The organism is Hydrogenophaga sp. LT287 (assembly GCF_055702805.1).
Window position 1 is genome coordinate 91,663 of sequence record NZ_JBVPZC010000005.1, and the last position, 18,712, is coordinate 110,374.

The window sequence follows — 18,712 nt, forward strand, 5'->3', positions numbered from 1 at the left end:
ACCCATGACGGAAGCTAAAACATCCCTCAAGCGCACCTTGGTTGGCAAGGTGGTTAGTGACAAGCGTGCCAAGACCGTGACGGTGTTGGTTGAGCGTCGCGTGAAGCACCCGCTTTACGACAAGATCGTTGCCAAGTCGAGCAAATACCATGCGCACGACGAAAACAGCGAATACAAGACGGGCGACGTGATCGAGATCACCGAAAGCCGTCCGCTTTCCAAGACGAAAAACTGGGTGGTGAGCCGCCTGGTGCAAAAAGCCGCTCTGGTGTAAGCCTGTTTGTGCTGCTCGCAGCGCAAATCTGAAAAGCGACCGATACTTCGGTCGCTTTTTTACTTTCTAGGCCCCACTTTTTGAGGCCATTTTTCTAGACCTGCGGGTCCATAACCACGAGGAGCACAGCATGATTCAGATTGGCGAAAAAATTCCGGCGACTACGTTGATGGAGTTCATTGAGGTCGAGGGCAATGGTTGCAGCATTGGCCCCAACCCGGTTGATGTCCAGGCCGCCTCTGCGGGCAAAACCATCGCCGTATTTGCGTTGCCCGGTGCCTTTACGCCAACCTGCTCTGCCAAGCACGTACCGGGGTTTGTGGACCAGGCTGCTGCGTTCAAGGCCGCAGGTGTCGACGAAATCTGGTGTCTGAGCGTGAACGACGCCTTCGTGATGGGTGCCTGGGCGCGTGATCAGAAAACTGCTGACAAGGTTCGTATGCTGGCCGACGGCAGTGCCGATTTCGCCAAGGCCACCGGTCTGACGCTGGACCTGACGGCCCGCGGTATGGGTTTGCGCAGCAACCGCTATTCCATGCTGGTTCAGGATGGGGTGGTGAAAAGCCTGAACGTCGAGGGCCCAGGCAAGTTTGAAGTGAGCGATGCAGACACGTTGTTGGCCCAGGCAAAAACCGGCGTCTGACCTTCAACGCTTTCTGCAAAAAAGCCGCGCTGTAAACACAGCGCGGCTTTTTTTTTGGCAGCCGTCAGAGCTCGACCTTGAGGTAGTGCGCCCCCGCAATGGGGTTGTGGTAATACGGCGCAACCTCGTAAAAGCCGGCTTCCTGGTAGAGGGCGCGTGCGGCTTCCATGTCTGTTAACGTGTCCAGCAGCATGTTGGTGTACCCAGCCAGGCGGGCTTCTGACAGGATGAGGTCCACCAACTGGCGCCCAAGGCCGAAACCGCGGAACGCCGGACGCACGAACAGGCGTTTCATTTCACAGGCGTTCAGGTGGTCACTTCCCTCCAAGGGGCGAAACGCACAGCAACCGGCCGGGCTTCCACCCACCAGCGCCAACGCGATGGCGCCGTTTGGCGTGGTGTAAGCACCTGGGAGTTCGTCCAGTTCGGCCGCAAACCCCTGGAAGCAGAGGTCGATGCCAAGGTCTGCCTGGTAGTCCAGGAAAAGGGCCCGAACTGCCTCGATGTCGTCTGGGCCTTGGGCCCACCGAAGGATGATGTCGGTTGAAGGAGTCTCAGTCATGTGCTGGCAGTGGGGCGCAAGGGCTAACGCGCGGTAGGTGGCCTGCCACTATAAGGCAGCGAAGCTGAATGCGGCCGCCAAGTCCAGCAACCTGGACGATGTGAAAACGTCATTCAGCGCTCGCGCTGAGGGTCAGACCTGCAAGGCTTGCAACGACGTTTATCGGAAAGACTGAGTACCGCGCAGCGATGGTGCGTGCGGACCCTGAAAGAAGACCGGGGTCTTAAGATAAACAGACCTTCTAACGTTGATTGAAACCGTCAGCTCTGAGCCAGCAGCTTTTCAATGAGTGTGTGGAGCGCAGCGAAGTCGGGCTCACCCACATAGCGTTTGACAATGCGCCCTTGCTTGTCCACCAGGTAGGTGGTGGGCGTGAGTTTGACGTCTCCCCAACTCTGGGCGATCTCGCCGGTGTTGTCGAGCGCCACTTTGAACGGCAGTTGTCTGGTTTGGGCGAAATTCAAGACCCAGGCTGGGGGGTCGTAGCTCATGGCCACAGCCACGGTTTCGAAGCCCTGGTCCTTGTATTTGTTGTAAGTTGACGCCAGAGCCGGCATTTCTTTGACGCATGACACACAGGTCGTGGCCCAGAAATTCACCAGCGTCACTTTGCCTTTAAGGTCGGCAGTGGTCGTCTTGGCGCCGTCCAGCAGCACAAAGGTCGAGTCGGGCGCCGGGTCTCGGGTGCCGCAGCCCGTCAGCATCAAAGTGGAAGCCAAGCCCAGAACGGCCACCGCTGAGAGCAGGGCGCGCCGGGCTACCGGGGAGTGTGTTTCTTGGGTCATTGTGGTTCGAGGGTGCCGGGAATACAGTGCTCAGGTCAATCGAAAATGTCTGATACCGTCTATCTTCAGGAGTTCACCATGCAACGTCGCCAGTTTAACCAGTCGCTTGCCAGCGCCACAGCCTTGTTGATACTGGCAGCCCACCAACAGGCTCACGCCCTCACGCTGGCGGACCTGACCGACAAAGATGCCAGCGCCGGCCTGAAGACCGCGCTGGAAAAAGGTGCGCTGGCGGCCGTGGCGTTGCTGGGCAAGCCAGACGGCTTTTTGGGCAACCCCAAGGTGCGCATACCGCTGCCAGGTTTCCTGGAAGATGCGGCCAAACTGCTGAAGATGACTGGGCAAGGCAAGCGGGTGGAGGAACTCGTGACCAGCATGAACCGCGCCGCAGAGGCGGCAGTGCCCATGGGCAAAGACCTGCTGCTGGGTGCGGTGAAAAGCATGTCAGTCACCGATGCGAAGAAGATTCTGACCGGTGGCGACAACTCGGTGACGCAATTCTTTGCCGAAAAAACACGTCTCCCGCTCGGAGAGAAGTTTTTGCCAGTGGTGACGCAGGCCACTGAAAAAGTAGGACTGGCCGCGAAATACAACAAAGTTGCCGGCAAAGCGGCGGGCATCGGTTTGGTGAAGAAAGAAGACGCGAATATTCAGCAGTACGTGACGAGCAAATCACTCGACGGCCTGTACACCATCATTGGCGAGGAAGAGCGCAAGATTCGCCAGGACCCGGTGGGTGCTGGCAGCGCCATATTGAGCAAGGTATTTGGCGCCTTGAAATAACGATTTGCCCCACCGTCCACCGAGCGGTGTCAGCGCGCGCTCACTTCAATTTGGAGCGCGCCTCGGTCAGGCGCGCTTCCAAGTACTCACCGTAAAAGTCGGGCACGGCCACACCCACCAGACGCTCGGCCAACTCCTGTCCGTTGGGACCCAGAAACAACACCGTGGGCGCAAAGCGGGCTTTCCAGGCGCGGGCCTGGTCAGCGGGTGTGGTGTTTTCGCCGGCAAAACCTTGTAGGTTGGTGGTGCGGTCGCGGATATCGATCTGCACCGCCTGCACGCCGGCATCGCGCCGCATAGGCAGCAGGTAGTGGTTGCGCACCAAATCGCAATAGGGGCAGCCGGTGAGGGTGGTCATGACCACCAGGGGTTCCCCGCGCGCCGCAGCCGCCTGGGCTGCCGCCCGCAGTGAAGACGGGCTGGGCAGGGCGGCATGGGCTTTTGGGGCAGTGGCTCGCGCAGGTGTGGCTGTGGTCATGGTGTGGCTGAATGTTGGGGGCAGCGCCCGGCCAGTGGCGGCTCAAACAATACCGCGCTGCTGCAACTCAGACAAGCGCTCTGCGGGAGCGTTCAACCAGTCGCACAGCACTTCTTCGGTGTGTTGGCCCAGCAGGGGAGGAGGCAGGTCGTTGCGAACCGGGGTGGCGCTGAGCTTGAGCGGGCTCGCCACCAGGTCCACCGCATCGGCCATGGGGTGTTCCCACCGCTGCACCATGCCACGCGACAGGATGTGTTCGTCCGCGAAAACCTCGGCCAGGTTGTTGATCGGGCCGCCGGGTACCTTGGCGGCCTCCAGTGCCGCCAGCCAGTCGGTCTTGCTGCGGGTTTTCATGATGGACTCCAGCAACGGCACCAGCGTGTCGCGATGGCGCACCCGGTTTTGGTTGCGTGCGAAGCGTTCGTCGGTTGCCAGCGCGGGCTGCCCCGCCACTTCACAGAATTTGGCGAACTGGCTGTCGTTGCCCACGGCCAGGATGATGTGTTGCGGCTGGCCTCGGGCATCGGGTGCGACTTCAAACACCTGGTAGGGCACGATGTTGATGTGCGCGTTGCCCGCCCGTCCGGGCACTTTGCCCTCTTCGCGGCCGCGCACCAGGTAGTTGGCGCCGAGGTTGGCGAGCATGGCGACCTGCGTGTCCAGCAGCGCCATGTCGATGTGCTGGCCTTCGCCGGTGCGCTCGGCGTGGCGCAGCGCTGCCTGAATGGCGACCGTGGCGTAGAGCCCGGTGAACAGATCGGCCACGGCCACGCCAACCTTTTGTGGGCCGCCACCGGGCAGATCGTCGCGTTCGCCGGTCACGCTCATCAGGCCACCCATGCCCTGAATGGCGTAGTCGTAACCCGCGCGGTCTTTGTAGGGGCCGGTCTGGCCGAAACCGGTGATGGAGCAGTACACCAGGCGCGGGTTGATGGCGTGCAGCGAGGCGAAGTCCAGCCCATAGCGTGCCATGTCGCCGACCTTGTAGTTCTCCACGAACACATCGGCTTTGGCGGCGAGTTCGCGAATCAGCGCCTGGCCTTCAGGCTGGGCAATGTCGCAGGTGATGGAGCGTTTGTTGCGGTTAGCACCCAGGTAGTAAGCCGCCTCGGCGGTGTCGGCGCCGTCGCGCCCGCGCAGAAACGGCGGTCCCCAACCGCGGGTGTCGTCGCCGCCCGGGTGGTTCGGGCCCGGCGGGCGTTCCACCTTCACCACGTCGGCCCCCAGGTCGGCCAGGGTTTGCGTGCACCAGGGACCGGCGAGCACGCGCGACAAATCAAGTATGCGGATACCATCCAGAGCGTTCATAACGCCATTGTGCGCGACCCGACGCGGTTCGGTTGTCGCTCACGCGTGGTCACCCCCTTGCTGGAATTCCATGTTGCTCTTCAACCGGGCCGGTGCGACCCGCGCCAGCCGTACCGTGTCACGCGGGCTGTTGCCTTTTTTACTGCTGGCCTGGGCTGTGTCGGCCTGCAGTCCCACATTCAATTGGCGTGAATGGCGCAGCGACGGCACGCCCCTGCTGGCGCTCATGCCGTGCAAACCCGAGAGCGCCGTACGCCCGGTGCCGCTGGGCGGCGCGCCCACCACCTTGCACATGCACAGCTGCGACGCCGGCGGGTTGACCTTTGCCGTGGCCTGGGCCGAACTGCCCGATGCGGCGCGCGCACCCGAGGCGCTGGGCCAGTGGCGCGGCGCGGCGCTGGCCGCCATTCGGCTAGACCCGGCTTTGGCGCTTGACGCCCAAACCCAGTGGGACGCGCGGGTGCCAGGGGCGTCCACTGCGCAAGGCCTCAGGGCCCAGGGCACCACCCACGACAACCGTCCGGTGCAGATGCGCGCGGTGTATTTCGCCCGGGGTAGCCAGATTTACCAGGCGGCGGTGTACGGCACCCGTTTGCCCGACGCCGAAGTCACCACGTTTTTTGACGGGCTGAGACTGCCATGAGCGGCCCCGAACGCCATTTGCCCGGCGCAGCCAGCGCGTCCCATCGCTCTGGGCCGGTGCGGCAAGCGTCCGCGCCCAGCCCAAGCCCTTCGGTGGATCAGCTGGGCCTGCGCGCAGCGGTGGTCGTTTTCCTGTCGTTCGCCCTGGCGTATTTTTTCTCCGCGCTGGTGCGCGCCATCACCGCCACGATTTCACCCACCTTGAGTGTGGAACTGGCTCTGAACGCCAGCGACCTGGGTTTGTTGGCCGGCGGTTACTTTTTTGGTTTTGCACTCACCCAGTTGCCGTTGGGCAACTGGCTGGACCGCCATGGCCCGCGCCGCGTGATCCTTGCGTTCCTGAGCCTGGCGGTGCTGGGTTGTGTGGCCTTTGCCCTGGCCACCAGTTTCTCGGGGTTGCTGGCAGCGCGGGTGCTCACGGGCATGGGCGTGAGCGCTTGCCTCATGGCGCCCCTCACCGGTTACCGCCGCTGGCTGGCGCCGGCGGCGCAAATGCGTGCCAACTCCTGGATGCTCATGACTGGCTCGCTGGGAATGGTGGCCGCCACGCTGCCCGTGCAGTGGCTCATGCCCTTGATGGGTTGGCGGGGTTTGTTTTGGGCGCTGGCGGCGCTGATCGTGCTGTCCATGGCGGGCATTGCGGCGGCCGTACCACCCTGGCGCCAAGCGGTGGCGCGGCCGCTCCCGCACGAAGCCAGCGCCACGCCGCCGGGCTATGGTCTGATCTGGCGGCACCCGTATTTTCGCCAGATGCTGCCGATTGGTTTTGTCAACTACGGTGGCATGGTGGCGGTGCAAACGCTCTGGGCTGGCCCGTGGATGGTGAAGGTGGCGGGCTACACACCGCAGCAGTCGGCGGCCGGGCTGTTTGGCATCAACCTGTCCATGCTGGGCGCGTTCTGGCTCTGGGGCATTGTGAACCCCCGGCTGGTGCAGCGAGGGCTGAGCGCCGAGCGTCTGATTGCCTGGGGTTTGCCGCTGAGTCTGGGTGTGCTGGCGGCCATCGTGTTGCTGGGCGCCGGCGCGGGCTGGCCGTTGTGGGCCTTGTTTTGCGTCAGCAGCACCTTTGTGGCGTTGTCGCAGCCGGCGGTGGCGCTGGCTTTGCCTGCCGAGGCCGCAGGCCGTGCGTTGTCGGCTTACAACCTGGCCATCTTCTCCGGGGTGTTTGCGGTGCAATGGGGCATTGGCCTCGTGATTGACGCGTTCAGCGCACTGGGCTGGAGCGAACCCGACCGCTACCGCGCTGCGATGGGCGTTTTTCTGCTGTGTTGTGTGCTGGCCTACCTGGGCTTTCTCCGCCCTTACGTCCGTTCGCAGGCCCGCAACGCGGGTTTGCAACAAGGCTAAACTGGTGCCATGAACGGCATCCTCATCATTGCCCACGCGCCGCTGGCTTCGGCTTTGCGCGAATGCGTGTTGCACGTGTTTCCAGACAGCGCCGAGGCAGTGGCTGCGCTGGACGTTCAACCCAATATGCCGCCCGAAGAATCGCTGGCCCAGGCGCGCGCCTTGATGCGCCAATTGGGCCAACCCAACACCCTGGTGGTGACCGACGTGTTCGGCGCTACCCCCTGCAATGTGGCGCAAAAGCTGGTGGACGGCGTGCGCTCCAAGCTGATCACTGGCGTGAACCTCCCGATGCTGCTGCGCACCGTGTCGTACCGCCATGAGTCGCTGGACGCGCTGATCTCGCGCGCCATGATCGGCGCCACGCAGGGTGTGATTCAGGTGGCTGTGACCGCTCCCCAAAATCAGGCCAGACGAGCCACCCATGATCAAGACCACCGTGACCATCAGCAATAAGCTCGGGCTGCACGCCCGTGCCTCGGCCAAACTCACCAAGCTCGCAGGCAGCCACAGCTGCGAGGTCTGGATGTCACGCGGCGAGCGCCGCATCAACGCCAAGAGCATCATGGGCGTGATGATGCTGGCTGCGGGCCTGGGCAGCCAGGTCGAGCTGGAAACCAGCGGCGCCGACGAGCAGCAGGCCATGGATGCGCTCGTGGCCCTCATCAACGACAAATTCGGCGAGGGCGAATGATGGTGGCTGCTGCGGTTGTGCTTAGGCGCTGCGCCGCTTCGCAGGCCTCTGACCTTGTGTCTGCCGGCTAGGAGTCCGCATGAGCTTTTCTGTTCACGGTCAGGCGGTTTCTCGTGGCATCGCCATCGGGCGGGCGGTCATCGTGGCGTCCAGCCGCATGGACGTGGCGCACTATTTCGTCACCACCGAGCAGGTGCCGGCCGAAATTGAACGGCTGCGCAGCGCCCGCAACGCGGTGGCAGAAGAAATCGAGCGCGTGCAGCACAGCCTGGGTGCGCTGGGCTCCAACGACGCACACCCCGAGCTTTCTGCCCTGCTGGACGTGCACCTCATGCTGCTGCAGGACGAGCAACTCACCAGCGGCGTCAAACACTGGATCGTGGAGCGCCATTACAACGCCGAATGGGCGCTCACCAGCCAGCTGGAGGTGATCGCGCGCCAGTTCGATGAAATGGAAGACCCCTACCTGCGCGAGCGCAAGGCCGACCTGGAACAGGTGGTCGAGCGCATGTTGCGGGTCATGCGGGGCATGGTGTCGCCCGTGGTCACCGGCGCCCAGCCCGGCACGCACGACAGCAGCAACGACGTGCCCCTGGTGCTGATTGCCCACGACCTGTCGCCTGCCGACATGCTGCAGTTCAAGCAAAGCGTGTTTGCCGGTTTTGTCACCGACGTCGGTGGCAAAACCAGCCACACCGCCATCGTGGCACGCAGCATGGACATTCCGGCGGTGGTCGGCGCGCGCTCGGCCAGCCACCTGATTGCGCAGGACGACTGGGTCATCATCGATGGCGATGCGGGCGTTGTGGTGATCGATCCATCGCCGGTGCTGCTGGCTGAATATGGCTTCAAGCAGCGCCAGGGCGAGGTAGAACGCGAGCGCTTGTCGCGCCTCAAAAACACCCCGGCTGTGACGCTGGACGGCCAGAAGATCGAGTTGCTGGCCAACATTGAGCAACCCGAAGACGCGGTGGCTGCGCTCAAGGCCGGGGCGGTGGGTGTGGGCCTGTTCAGGACCGAATTTTTGTTCATGGGGCGCAACGGCAAACTGCCCGATGAAGAGGAGCAGTACCAGGCCTATCGGCGTGCGGTTGAGGGGATGCAGGGTTTGCCCGTCACCATTCGTACAGTGGACGTGGGTGCCGACAAACCGCTGGACCGTGGCGCCTCGCGCGCGGTGGACGACTACCTGAACCCGGCGCTGGGTTTGCGTGCGATCCGCTGGAGCCTGGCCGATCCGGCCATGTTCTTGGCGCAGTTGCGTGCCATTTTGCGCGCCGCCGCACACGGGGCGGTCAATCTGCTCGTGCCCATGCTGGCCCACGCCAGCGAAATTCGCCAGACGCTGGCGCTGGTGCAGCGCGCCCGCGAGCAGCTGGACGCGCGTGGCCAGGTGTATGGCGCGGTGCGCCTGGGCGCCATGATTGAGGTGCCGGCCGCAGCGCTCACCATTCCGCTGTTTCTGCGGCACTTCGACTTTCTGTCCATCGGCACCAACGACCTGATCCAGTACACGCTGGCCATTGACCGCGCCGATGAGGCTGTGTCGCACCTGTATGACCCGGTGCACCCGGCCGTGCTGCAGCTGTTGGCCGGCACCATCGCGCAGGCGCGGGCCCAAGGCAAGGGCGTGAGCGTGTGCGGTGAAATGGCGGGCGATGTGGCGATGACGCGCCTGTTGCTCGGTTTGGGCTTGCGCAGTTTTTCCATGCATCCGTCGCAAATTTTGGCGGTGAAGCAGCAAATATTGCGTTGCGACACGGCCAAGCTCGCCACCTGGGCGCAGAGCGTGCTGGTGGCCGAAGACCCGGCTGCGTTGATGGCCGATTGACGTCCCGAACCCCATGCTCCTGGGTATCCACCACGCGGCCATCATCGCCTCGGACTATGCGCGGTCCAAGCATTTTTATACCGCGCTGCTGGGGCTGACGGTGCTTGCCGAGCACCACCGCGCGCAGCGCCAGAGCTGGAAACTGGATCTGGCACTGCCCGACGGTTCGCAGATCGAACTGTTTTCATTTCCGGGCGCGCCACCGCGCCCGTCTTACCCCGAAGCGCAAGGCCTGCGCCATCTGGCGTTTGCGGTGCAAGACGTTGCCGAGTGCAAGCGCGATCTGGAAGCCAAGGGGGTGGCTGTCGAAGCCATTCGCGTGGATGAATACACCGGTCAGCGCTTCGTCTTTTTCGCCGACCCGGATGGTTTGCCGCTAGAACTCTACGAGGGCGGCCGCACCGCCTGAAGCTCAGCGCGTGCGCGTGGCCAGCACCGCAGCACCGATGATCATCACAGCCGCCAGCGCCACCGACAGGCTGGGGGTTTCACCGCGCACCCACAGCAGCGTGAGCGTGGACAGCAGCGGCGTCAGAAAGCTCAGCACCCCGATCTGCCGTGCGTCGCCGCGCTTGAGTGCCGCGTCCCACAGAAAAAATGCACCGCCCAGCGGGCCCAGGCCCATCAGCGCAATCAGCCCCCAGTCGCGTGCCGACAGCGCGGTGGCGGGCTCCAGCCAGGCATGGCACAGCAAAGACAGCAGCCCCGAGACCAGCGCAAAGCTGCCAATGGCGGCGGTGGGAAAGCTGCGCACCCGCTTTGTGAGCAACGAGTAGCTGGCCCAGATGAATGCCGAGCCCAGTGCCGGAATGTAGCCCCAGGCCCACACCGCGTCGGCGCTGCCACCGCGCCCACCCAGGATGGCCAGCGCTGCGCCGGCAAAACCCAGCAGGGCGGCCAGCACGTGCCGCAACGTGAGCGACATGCCCGGCAGAAACAGCGGCGCCATCACCACAATGCCCAGCGGCCAGAGGTAGTTCACCAGATTGGCTTGCACCGGTGGCGCGTGGCGAAGCGCAATGAACAGCAAAAAGTGAAAGCCAAACAGGCCATACACCCCAATGGCCAGCGTGGATAGCGGCACGCGCCACTGGCGAAAGTCAAACCGCGACAGCGGCAGGGCAATCACGCTGCCCACCAGCAAGGCCAGTCCAGTCAGCAAAAAAGGCGGTACATGCGACAGCGAAACCCCAAGCGCAGCCAGCGAGGCCCACAGCGCAATGGCGCCCAGCGCCAGCAGGTTGGCGCTCATGGGCGGGCTCCGTTGTTTTGCACCGCGGGTTGATCCAGAACAAAGCCGAAAAGCACCACCATCTCAGATACTCCAATGGGTATTTTTAAATTGCATAGGACATGACATGAGCACCTTCGATCACAGTGGTCTGATTCAAGACATCAACGACAGCCTGGCGCCGTTTCGCAAGGCGCAGCCCGAGGCCATGGCCGGGTTTGGTGCGCTCGCCAAGGCTGCCATCACCGACGGCGTGCTCAGTGCCAAACAAAAGGAGCTGATTGCGCTGGCCATTGGCGTCACGCAGCGCTGCTCAGGCTGTATTGGCTTTCATGTGAAGGCGTTGCACCGCCTGGAATGTACCCGCGCCGAGTTGGAGGAAATGCTGGCCGTCTGCGTGTACATGGGGGGTGGTCCGGCGCTGATGTACGCCGCCGAAGCCATCACGGCCTGGGACAAGATGCACCCCAACAAGGGCTGAAAAAGCCCTTGGCCTCAGGCGGCCGGCGTTGGGTTCAGTGCGTTGTGGGCCTGCTGGTCAGCGTGGTAGCTGCTGCGCACCATGGCGCCCACGGCGGCGTGGGTGAAGCCCATTTTGTAGGCCTCGGCTTCGAACATCTTGAACGTGTCCGGGTGCACATAGCGGCGCACCGGCAGGTGGTGGCCGCTGGGCGCCAGGTACTGGCCAATGGTGAGCATGTTGATGTCGTGCGCGCGCATGTCGCGCATCACATCCAGGATCTCTTCGTCCGTTTCGCCCAGGCCGACCATCAGGCCGCTCTTGGTGGGCACATGGGGGAACAGCGCCTTGAATTTCTTCAGCAGGTTCAGGCTGAACGCGTAGTCCGAACCCGGCCGCGCTTCTTTGTACAGGCGCGGCACGGTTTCCATGTTGTGGTTCATCACGTCGGGTGGCGCGGCTTTCAAAATCTCCAGCGCGCGGTCGTCCCGGCCGCGAAAGTCGGGCACCAGCACTTCAATTTGTGTGTGCGGGGACAGTGCGCGGGTCTTTTCAATACAGGCTACAAAGTGGCCGGCGCCGCCGTCGCGCAGGTCGTCGCGGTCCACGCTGGTGATCACCACGTATTTCAGCTTGAGCTGCGCAATGGTCTTGGCCAGGTTGTCGGGCTCGTTCACGTCAAGCGGGTCCGGGCGGCCGTGGCCCACGTCGCAAAACGGGCAGCGCCGCGTGCATTTGTCTCCCATGATCATGAAGGTGGCCGTGCCCTTGCCGAAACATTCGCCAATGTTGGGGCAGCTGGCCTCTTCGCAAACGGTCACCAGTTTGTTGGCGCGCAGCACGTCCTTGATTTCGTAAAAGCGCGTCGTGGGTGACCCTGCCTTGACGCGAATCCATTCGGGCTTTTTGAGCACCTCGGCCTGCACGATCTTGATCGGGATACGCGCGGTCTTGGCCTGGCTTTTCTGCTTGGCGGTGGCGTCGTATTGGGCGGCAGACTGCGCTTCGCGCACGGTGTTGGACGTGCTGGATGTGGCGGCCGTGGGGGTGTCGGGGCTGGTCATGGCGTGGGCGCGATACGCGCGGTTGTGTCAGGGCGTGAGGGTGGTCTGGAGCTTCTTGCCCAAAACCTGGGCCGCTTCATCCCATGAAACGGCAACCCCGATTGTAGAAAGGTCCACTGTCTGCAGGCCAGCATAACCACAGGGGTTGATGCGCCAGAAGGGTTGAAGGTCCATGGCCACGTTCAGCGCCACACCGTGGTACGTGCAGTGGCGGCTGACCTTGATGCCCAGCGCGGCAATTTTGCCCAAGCCGGTGAAATCGGGTTCTGTCGACTCACCAGGCAGCTTCTTTTGCGGCCGCTGGGGCAGCAGAGCGTGGCTGGTCGGGTCTTCCAGCCGCACGTAGATGCCTGGCGCGTGGGCCACCCGATGGCCGGTCACACCGAAATGCGCCAGCGTGCGGATGACGGCCTCTTCAATGCGGTAAACGTACTCCTTGACGAAATAGCCGGCTCGCTGCAGGTCGATCAACGGGTAAACGACCACCTGGCCTGGCCCGTGGTAAGTCACCTGGCCGCCGCGGTTGGTTTTCACCACCGGAATGTCGCCGGGTGCCAGCAGGTGGTCTTCACGGCCGGCCAGGCCTTGGGTAAATACCGGCGGGTGTTCGCACACCCAGAGTGCGTCGGGCGTGTCGGTGGTACGGGCCGCCGTGAAGGCCTGCATGGCCTCGTAGGTGGGGGCGTAGTCCACCCGGCCGAGAAACTGCAGATCCATTCAGAGCACGATCTTGACCATGGGGTGCGTGGTCAGCGTGCGGTACAGCTCATCGAGCTGTTCGCGGCTTGTGACATGCACCGACAAGGTAAGGCCCATGTAGTTGCCCGCCTTGCTTGGGCGCTGCTCCACCGTGGCCTCGTCAAAACTGGGGTCAAACGCTCGCGCCACGTTCGTTATGGCCGGCAAGAAGCCCTCGGCATTGGCACCCATGACCTTGATGGGGAAGTGGCATGGGTAAATAATCAGCGATTGCTCTGGTGGGATATCCGGTGGTATGTCCATGCGGCGCTCCTCAGATGGACGGGTTGGCTTTCGCCGTCTGGTAAACCTCGTACAGGCGCTGGTAAACAGGGCCTGGCAGTCCACGCGAAGCGCCGTGGCCTACCGGCGCACCGTCCAGCAGGGTCACAGGCAGCACCTCTTTGGTGGCCGATGACAGCATGAGTTCGTCTGCGTCCAGCACCTCCGCGCGGGTGATGCGGCGCAACTCGAAAGGAATGCCTTGTTCGCGGCAAATATCCTCAATCAGGTTGAAACGAATGCCTTCGAGCACCAGGTTGTCTTTGGGTGGCCCCATGACCACACCGTTTTTGACCACCCACACATTGCTGGCAGCCGCCTCGCTCAAAAAATCACCCCGAAACATCACCGTTTCCAGCGCGCCAGCGTCCGCGCTGATCTGCCGGGCAAATACCGCGCCCAGTAGGCTGGTGCTTTTGATGTGGGCCTTCTCCCACCGGAAGTCGGACGCGGTCACGCACGCCACGCCCTGCGTGCGCTGCGCAACGCTGGCCAGTTTCATCTCGCCACACATCACAAACACCGTGGGCTTCAAGCCCGGCAGCATCACATGGTCTCGCGGGGCGACGCCTCGGGTCACCTGGATGTAAATCAACTGGTTGGGTGCGCCCGTGGTGTTCGCCAGATCGTCGATCAGCCGCTGGGCAATCTGGAGCCAAGCTTCATTCGAGAGCGGGTTGGGAATGCGCAGTTCGGCGAGCGAACGGTCTAGGCGGGCCAGGTGCTCGTCAAGCCGGAAAATGTGTCCGTTGTAGGCAGGCAGCACCTCATACACGCCGTCGCCAAAAATGAAGCCGCGGTCGAGCACGCTCACCTTGGCGTCGCACACGGGGCTGAAGTCGCCGTTCAGGTAACAGAGAGAGTTGGGAAGGATGGGCGCATCGCCCTGGGCCATTGAGTTCATGGGGTGAATTATCGGCTGGCACCCGCGCGCACAAGAATCGTGCCCAAGGGGCTTGACGACCTCATGGGGTTTCTACGTATAATGAGCGGCTTTGCGGGACCTCTCGCGTTTGTAACCTGCTTGTAATTTGCCATGACGACAATGCCACCGGTTGAGTCGAAGGCGACACAGCAAGACGAATGGGAAGATGGGGCGCAAGAGCCTGAATTCAAGCCCTTGACGCGCGAAGAAGCGCAGCAGTGGCGAGCCAGTCAGCCGGTTCTGTCTGTCTGGCGCTTGGTTGGTGCGCAGTTGCTGGCTGGGCTCGGTGTCGGTTTGCTGGGCTGGTCGCTGACGCAATCGGCGTCGGTGGGTTGGTCGGTTTTATATGGTGCAGCTTCGGTTGTGATTCCGTCGGCCCTGATGGCCTACGGATTGACATCAAGCGCATTGTCCAGACTCACCTCGGGCTTTGCGCAGGCGGCGTTTGCCGGCCTCCTGTTTTGGGAGGGTGTCAAAGTGCTGTTGGTGGTGGCCATGTTGTGGCTGGCACCTTCGGCGGTCCCGGATTTGAATTGGTTTGGCCTCTTGGCCGGCTTGGTGGTGGTGCTGAAGGTGTACTGGTTGGGTTTCTGGATTCAGTCCCGCCGTACGAATGAAAACGGTTAAATTTCCGACAGATCGGTGAAATAAAAATGGCAGCTGACGGTAACGTTCTAACCCCCGGCGAATACATTCGCCACCATTTGGTTCACCTGACCAATTCCAAGCAGGAGTCCATTGTGGACTTCTCGGTGATCAACATCGACTCCGTGGTCGTGAGTTCGTTGCTCGGGATGCTCGTGTGCTTCGTGTTGTGGAAAGCAGCGCGGTCGGCCACTGCCGGCGTGCCGGGTCGCTTCCAGGCAGCGGTCGAGCTGCTGGTCGAAATGGTGGACAGTCAAGCCAAGTCGGTGATCCACAGCGCCAACAGCCGCAAACTGATAGCGCCCATGGCGTTGACCGTGTTCGTCTGGATCTTCATGATGAACTTCATGGACATGATTCCGGTCGATTTGATTCCAACCATCTGGCACACCGCCGGACCTGCGATGGGATTCAAAGACTACATGCGTGTTGTGCCCACGGCTGACCTTTCGACCACGCTGGGTCTCTCTGTTTCGGTGTTGCTTCTGTGCCTCTACTACAACATCAAGATCAAAGGTTTGGGCGGCTGGGCGCATGAGTTGGTCAGCGCACCTTTCGGCACCAGCAAAAATCCTGTTTGGGCACTGCTTTTGGGCATTGTCAACTTCCTGATGCAAATGATCGAGTTCGTGGCCAAAACGGTTTCCCACGGCATGCGGTTGTTTGGCAACATGTTCGCTGGTGAGCTGGTGTTCATGCTGATCGCGTTGCTCGGTGCCTACGGTGCCTTGTCGCTCGGCGGTGGACTCTTCTTCGTCGGACACGTGATCGCTGGCACGGTTTGGACTTTGTTCCATATCTTGGTCATTACCTTGCAAGCGTTCATTTTCATGATGCTGGCCCTGATTTATCTCGGGCAAGCGCATGACGCTCACTGAAGCGCACTGAACGGTCGCGCTCTGGTTTTCTCTCTCGTTTGTTTCTTTCTTAACTTTCGTTCATCTCATAGGAGTCATCATGGAAAACGTTCTGGGTCTTGTCGCACTGGCTTGCGGTCTTATCGTTGGTCTGGGCGCCATTGGCGCATCCATCGGCATTGCGCTGATGGGCGGCAAATTTCTGGAAGCCTCGGCCCGGCAACCTGAGTTGATGAACGACCTGCAGACCAAGATGTTCATCTTGGCCGGTCTGATTGATGCCGCTTTCCTGATCGGCGTGGCTATCGCTCTGTTGTTCGCTTTCGCCAACCCCTTCACGCTGTAATTGGGTTTGCTGCCCAGCGCGGCGCCGTGGGTGTGTGATGCGAGGTTCTGACCTCCGTTGCAACACCTGGCGCTTCGCGGCGGCAAGTGCGTCACCACTCTTGTTAACACACAGAAAGGCGTTGCGATGAATATCAATGCAACCCTCTTTGCGCAGGCCATCGTCTTTGCGATCCTGGTGCTCTTCACGATGAAATTCGTGTGGCCCCCGATTGCCAAAGCGCTCGATGAGCGTGCGTTGAAGATTTCCGAAGGTCTGGCGGCTTCCGAAAAAGCCAAGACCGAACTGGCTGGCGCCAACAAGCGGGTGGAAGAAGAGTTGAGCAAATCGCGCAACGAGTCTGCTACCCGCCTGGCCGATGCTGAGCGCCGTGCGCAAACCTTGATTGAAGAAGCCAAAGGTCGGGCCACCGACGAGGCCTCGAAGATCGTCGCCGCAGCCCGTCAAGAAGCCGAGCAGCAGGTCGTCAAGGCCCGCGAAGCTCTGCGAGAAGAAGTGGCTGCGCTGGCTGTCAAGGGCGCCGAGCAAATCCTCAAGCGCGAAGTCAACGCCGGCGTTCACGCCGAGTTGCTGGGTCGCCTGAAGACCGAGCTCTGATTCGCCGCAACCCAGTCGGTATCGTCTAGAGGCATCCAAAGGTAAACCATGGCCGAAATTGCCACCATTGCCCGCCCTTACGCGGAAGCGCTGTTCCAGGCTGCCACAGCCGACGCAGCCACGACCGCGGTCTGGCTCGACGAGCTGGCCGCCGTGGCTTCAAACGATCAGCTGCGCCAGTTTGCGGACAGCCCCAAATCGTCGCCTGCCCAGGTGTTTGACCTCATCGCTGGCGTGCTGAAAAGCAAGCTGCCCGAGATGGGTGGCAACTTCTTGCGCACGGTGATCGACAACGGTCGTCTCGCTGCATTGCCCGAAATCGCTGCCCAGTTCCGCGTCTTGAAAAACGCGCAGCAGGGTACGTTTGACGCCGTGGTTTACAGCGCTTTCGATCTGGACAGCGCTGCGCTGGCCGATCTGTCGGGTGTGCTCGAAAAACGCTTCGGTCGCAAGCTCAACCTCCAGGTTGAACTGCAGCCCGAGTTGATCGGTGGCATTCGCGTTGTGGTGGGTGACGAGGTGTTTGACACCTCGATCAAAGCCCGCCTGGAACAAATGAAAATTGCCCTGACGGCCTGACGGCTCGATCCCCGGGCGCGCCTGCATCACATTTAACGAAAGAAGGAAAGAGTCATGCAACTCAATCCCGCCGAAATCTCTGAACTGATCAAGTCCCGCATTGAGGGACTGGCCGCATCGACCGATGTGCGCAACCAGGGCACCGTGGTGTCGGTGACCGACGGTATCGTCCGCGTCCACGGCCTGTCCGATGTGATGCAGGGCGAAATGCTGGAATTCCCGGCCAACAAAGACGGCGTGCCGTCCTTTGGTCTGGCGCTGAACCTCGAGCGCGACTCCGTCGGCTGCGTGATTCTGGGTGAATACGAGCACATCTCCGAAGGCGAAACCGTGAAGTGCACGGGCCGCATTCTGGAAGTGCCGGTCGGTCCCGAGCTGATTGGCCGCGTGGTCAATGCCTTGGGCGCTCCGATCGACGGCAAAGGCCCGATCAACGCCAAAATGACCGACGTGATCGAAAAGGTTGCGCCCGGTGTGATCGCCCGTAAATCGGTGGACCAGCCGGTGCAGACCGGCTTGAAGTCGATCGACTCGATGGTGCCCGTGGGCCGTGGTCAGCGCGAGCTGATCATTGGCGACCGCCAGACCGGTAAAACGGCTGTGGCTATCGACGCCATCATCAACCAAAAGGGTCAAAACATGACCTGCGTTTACGTCGCGATTGGCCAAAAGGCGTCGTCGATCAAGAACGTGGTGCGTGCCCTGGAGCAAGCCGGCGCGATGGACTACACCATTGTCGTTGCTGCTTCGGCCTCTGAATCTGCTGCTATGCAGTACCTGTCGGCCTACTCTGGCTGCACGATGGGCGAGTACTTCCGCGACCGTGGTCAGGACGCCCTGATCGTGTACGACGATCTGTCCAAGCAGGCCGTGGCCTACCGTCAGGTGTCGTTGTTGCTGCGCCGCCCACCAGGCCGCGAAGCCTATCCTGGCGACGTGTTCTATCTCCACAGCCGTTTGCTGGAACGCGCTGCTCGCGTGAACGCCGACTACGTCGAAGCCTTCACCAAGGGTGAAGTCAAAGGCAAGACCGGTTCGCTGACCGCGCTGCCTATCATTGAAACGCAAGCCGGTGACGTGTCTGCGTTCGTGCCAACCAACGTGATCTCGATCACCGACGGCCAGATCTTCCTGGAAACCAGCCTGTTCAACGCCGGTATCCGCCCCGCCATCAACGCCGGTATCTCGGTGTCGCGCGTCGGTGGTGCTGCCCAGACCAAGCTGATCAAGAACCTGTCCGGTGGTATTCGTACCGACTTGGCACAGTACCGTGAACTGGCTGCGTTTGCGCAGTTCGCCTCCGATCTGGACGAAGCCACCCGCAAGCAGCTCGACCGCGGTGCCCGCGTGACCGAGTTGCTGAAGCAAGCTCAGTACAGCCCGCAGTCGATCGGTCTGATGGCGTCCACGCTGTTTGCCGTGAACAAGGGTTTCATGGACGACATCGAAGTCAAGAAAATCTTGGCCTTCGAAAACGGCCTGCACGCGTTCTTGAAGGACAAGCACGTGGCCCTGCTGACCAAGCTGGAAGCCGACAAGGCCATGGACAAGGACGCTGAAGCCCAGATGGCGGCCGCCATTGCCGAGTTCAAGAAAACCGGCACGTACTGATCCGGCCCATTGACCCGATAAAGGAGCAGC

Annotated in this window: 25 protein-coding genes; 16 read left to right on the top strand and 9 right to left on the bottom strand. The window is 61.9% G+C overall.

All coding sequences use genetic code 11. From position 1 onward, the window contains the following. The first annotated feature begins 4 nt into the window (after positions 1-4). Positions 5-274, top strand: coding sequence for a 30S ribosomal protein S17 (gene rpsQ / locus AC0GNR_RS06345; RefSeq protein ID WP_322304771.1), 270 nt, complete (start codon positions 5-7; stop codon positions 272-274). Between the two features lie 130 nt (positions 275-404). Next, a complete protein-coding gene (locus AC0GNR_RS06350) occupies positions 405-917 on the top strand; it encodes a redoxin family protein (protein WP_472900127.1) in 513 nt (170 codons plus the stop codon). Positions 918-981: 64 nt separating this feature from the next. On the opposite strand, the gene AC0GNR_RS06355 is transcribed toward AC0GNR_RS06350, so the two are convergent. Then, positions 982-1,479 carry a GNAT family N-acetyltransferase gene (locus AC0GNR_RS06355; protein ID WP_305659988.1) on the bottom strand — a complete coding sequence of 166 codons (498 nt, stop codon included), beginning with the start codon at positions 1,477-1,479 and terminating at the stop codon, positions 982-984. Between the two features lie 260 nt (positions 1,480-1,739). After that, positions 1,740-2,264 (bottom strand): TlpA family protein disulfide reductase, encoded by a 525-nt coding sequence (locus tag AC0GNR_RS06360; protein WP_371136586.1) that lies wholly within the window; start codon positions 2,262-2,264, stop codon positions 1,740-1,742. Between the two features lie 78 nt (positions 2,265-2,342). Between AC0GNR_RS06360 and AC0GNR_RS06365 the strand changes: the two genes are divergently transcribed. Further along, positions 2,343-3,047, top strand: coding sequence for a DUF4197 domain-containing protein (locus AC0GNR_RS06365; RefSeq protein ID WP_472900128.1), 705 nt, complete (start codon positions 2,343-2,345; stop codon positions 3,045-3,047). Between the two features lie 40 nt (positions 3,048-3,087). On the opposite strand, the gene AC0GNR_RS06370 is transcribed toward AC0GNR_RS06365, so the two are convergent. Both AC0GNR_RS06370 and AC0GNR_RS06375 read right to left on the bottom strand, forming a co-directional pair. After that, the gene (locus AC0GNR_RS06370; protein WP_472900129.1) at positions 3,088-3,525 is read right to left on the bottom strand and encodes a thioredoxin fold domain-containing protein; all 438 of its coding nucleotides are present in this window, start codon (positions 3,523-3,525) and stop codon (positions 3,088-3,090) included. Positions 3,526-3,567: 42 nt separating this feature from the next. Beyond that, the gene (locus AC0GNR_RS06375; protein WP_472900130.1) at positions 3,568-4,833 is read right to left on the bottom strand and encodes a CaiB/BaiF CoA transferase family protein; all 1,266 of its coding nucleotides are present in this window, start codon (positions 4,831-4,833) and stop codon (positions 3,568-3,570) included. A gap of 70 nt (positions 4,834-4,903) precedes the next feature. On the opposite strand from AC0GNR_RS06375, the gene AC0GNR_RS06380 reads away from it, so the two are divergent. From AC0GNR_RS06380 to gloA2, 6 genes are all read left to right on the top strand, one after another. Beyond that, complete coding sequence (locus AC0GNR_RS06380; protein WP_472900131.1) at positions 4,904-5,476, top strand: hypothetical protein; 573 nt, start codon at positions 4,904-4,906, stop codon at positions 5,474-5,476. A gap of 92 nt (positions 5,477-5,568) precedes the next feature. After that, the gene (locus tag AC0GNR_RS06385; RefSeq protein ID WP_472900218.1) at positions 5,569-6,822 is read left to right on the top strand and encodes an MFS transporter; all 1,254 of its coding nucleotides are present in this window, start codon (positions 5,569-5,571) and stop codon (positions 6,820-6,822) included. A 9-nt stretch (positions 6,823-6,831) separates the two neighbouring features. After that, complete coding sequence (locus AC0GNR_RS06390) at positions 6,832-7,278, top strand: PTS sugar transporter subunit IIA (RefSeq protein WP_472900132.1); 447 nt, start codon at positions 6,832-6,834, stop codon at positions 7,276-7,278. Further along, positions 7,247-7,516, top strand: coding sequence for an HPr family phosphocarrier protein (locus tag AC0GNR_RS06395; protein WP_472900133.1), 270 nt, complete (start codon positions 7,247-7,249; stop codon positions 7,514-7,516). Before AC0GNR_RS06390 ends, AC0GNR_RS06395 begins: the two co-directional genes overlap by 32 nt. Positions 7,517-7,595: 79 nt before the next feature. After that, positions 7,596-9,347 (top strand): phosphoenolpyruvate--protein phosphotransferase, encoded by a 1,752-nt coding sequence (gene ptsP / locus AC0GNR_RS06400; protein WP_472900134.1) that lies wholly within the window; start codon positions 7,596-7,598, stop codon positions 9,345-9,347. Positions 9,348-9,360: 13 nt separating this feature from the next. Next, a complete protein-coding gene (gene gloA2 / locus AC0GNR_RS06405; protein WP_472900135.1) occupies positions 9,361-9,756 on the top strand; it encodes an SMU1112c/YaeR family gloxylase I-like metalloprotein in 396 nt (131 codons plus the stop codon). Between the two features lie 3 nt (positions 9,757-9,759). Here gloA2 and AC0GNR_RS06410 read toward each other — a convergent pair whose 3' ends face one another. Then, positions 9,760-10,599 (bottom strand): DMT family transporter, encoded by an 840-nt coding sequence (locus AC0GNR_RS06410; RefSeq protein WP_472900136.1) that lies wholly within the window; start codon positions 10,597-10,599, stop codon positions 9,760-9,762. A 106-nt stretch (positions 10,600-10,705) separates the two neighbouring features. On the opposite strand from AC0GNR_RS06410, the gene AC0GNR_RS06415 reads away from it, so the two are divergent. Next, the gene (locus AC0GNR_RS06415) at positions 10,706-11,059 is read left to right on the top strand and encodes a carboxymuconolactone decarboxylase family protein (protein ID WP_472900137.1); all 354 of its coding nucleotides are present in this window, start codon (positions 10,706-10,708) and stop codon (positions 11,057-11,059) included. Positions 11,060-11,073: 14 nt separating this feature from the next. Here the strand turns inward: AC0GNR_RS06415 and lipA are convergent, their stop codons facing one another. Genes lipA through AC0GNR_RS06435 form a run of 4 tightly spaced genes read right to left on the bottom strand, consistent with a single transcriptional unit; the run spans position 11,074 to position 14,026 of the window. Next, positions 11,074-12,102, bottom strand: coding sequence for a lipoyl synthase (gene lipA / locus AC0GNR_RS06420; RefSeq protein WP_472900138.1), 1,029 nt, complete (start codon positions 12,100-12,102; stop codon positions 11,074-11,076). A 27-nt stretch (positions 12,103-12,129) separates the two neighbouring features. After that, complete coding sequence (lipB, locus tag AC0GNR_RS06425; RefSeq protein WP_472900139.1) at positions 12,130-12,819, bottom strand: lipoyl(octanoyl) transferase LipB; 690 nt, start codon at positions 12,817-12,819, stop codon at positions 12,130-12,132. After that, positions 12,820-13,104 (bottom strand): HP0495 family protein, encoded by a 285-nt coding sequence (locus AC0GNR_RS06430; RefSeq protein WP_472900140.1) that lies wholly within the window; start codon positions 13,102-13,104, stop codon positions 12,820-12,822. A 10-nt stretch (positions 13,105-13,114) separates the two neighbouring features. Beyond that, positions 13,115-14,026, bottom strand: coding sequence for a D-amino acid aminotransferase (locus AC0GNR_RS06435; protein WP_472900141.1), 912 nt, complete (start codon positions 14,024-14,026; stop codon positions 13,115-13,117). A 216-nt stretch (positions 14,027-14,242) separates the two neighbouring features. On the opposite strand from AC0GNR_RS06435, the gene AC0GNR_RS06440 reads away from it, so the two are divergent. From AC0GNR_RS06440 to atpA, 6 genes are all read left to right on the top strand, one after another. Next, positions 14,243-14,674 (top strand): ATP synthase subunit I, encoded by a 432-nt coding sequence (locus tag AC0GNR_RS06440; protein WP_472900142.1) that lies wholly within the window; start codon positions 14,243-14,245, stop codon positions 14,672-14,674. A 26-nt stretch (positions 14,675-14,700) separates the two neighbouring features. Continuing rightward, positions 14,701-15,570, top strand: coding sequence for a F0F1 ATP synthase subunit A (atpB, locus tag AC0GNR_RS06445; RefSeq protein ID WP_472900143.1), 870 nt, complete (start codon positions 14,701-14,703; stop codon positions 15,568-15,570). A gap of 79 nt (positions 15,571-15,649) precedes the next feature. Then, positions 15,650-15,895 carry a F0F1 ATP synthase subunit C gene (atpE, locus tag AC0GNR_RS06450; RefSeq protein ID WP_291088794.1) on the top strand — a complete coding sequence of 82 codons (246 nt, stop codon included), beginning with the start codon at positions 15,650-15,652 and terminating at the stop codon, positions 15,893-15,895. Between the two features lie 126 nt (positions 15,896-16,021). Next, the gene (locus tag AC0GNR_RS06455; protein WP_439112171.1) at positions 16,022-16,492 is read left to right on the top strand and encodes a F0F1 ATP synthase subunit B; all 471 of its coding nucleotides are present in this window, start codon (positions 16,022-16,024) and stop codon (positions 16,490-16,492) included. A gap of 48 nt (positions 16,493-16,540) precedes the next feature. Further along, positions 16,541-17,071, top strand: coding sequence for a F0F1 ATP synthase subunit delta (locus tag AC0GNR_RS06460; protein ID WP_472900144.1), 531 nt, complete (start codon positions 16,541-16,543; stop codon positions 17,069-17,071). Positions 17,072-17,125: 54 nt separating this feature from the next. Next, positions 17,126-18,682, top strand: a complete 1,557-nt coding sequence (atpA, locus tag AC0GNR_RS06465; RefSeq protein ID WP_472900145.1) for a F0F1 ATP synthase subunit alpha — start codon at positions 17,126-17,128, stop codon at positions 18,680-18,682. Positions 18,683-18,712 lie beyond the last annotated feature (30 nt).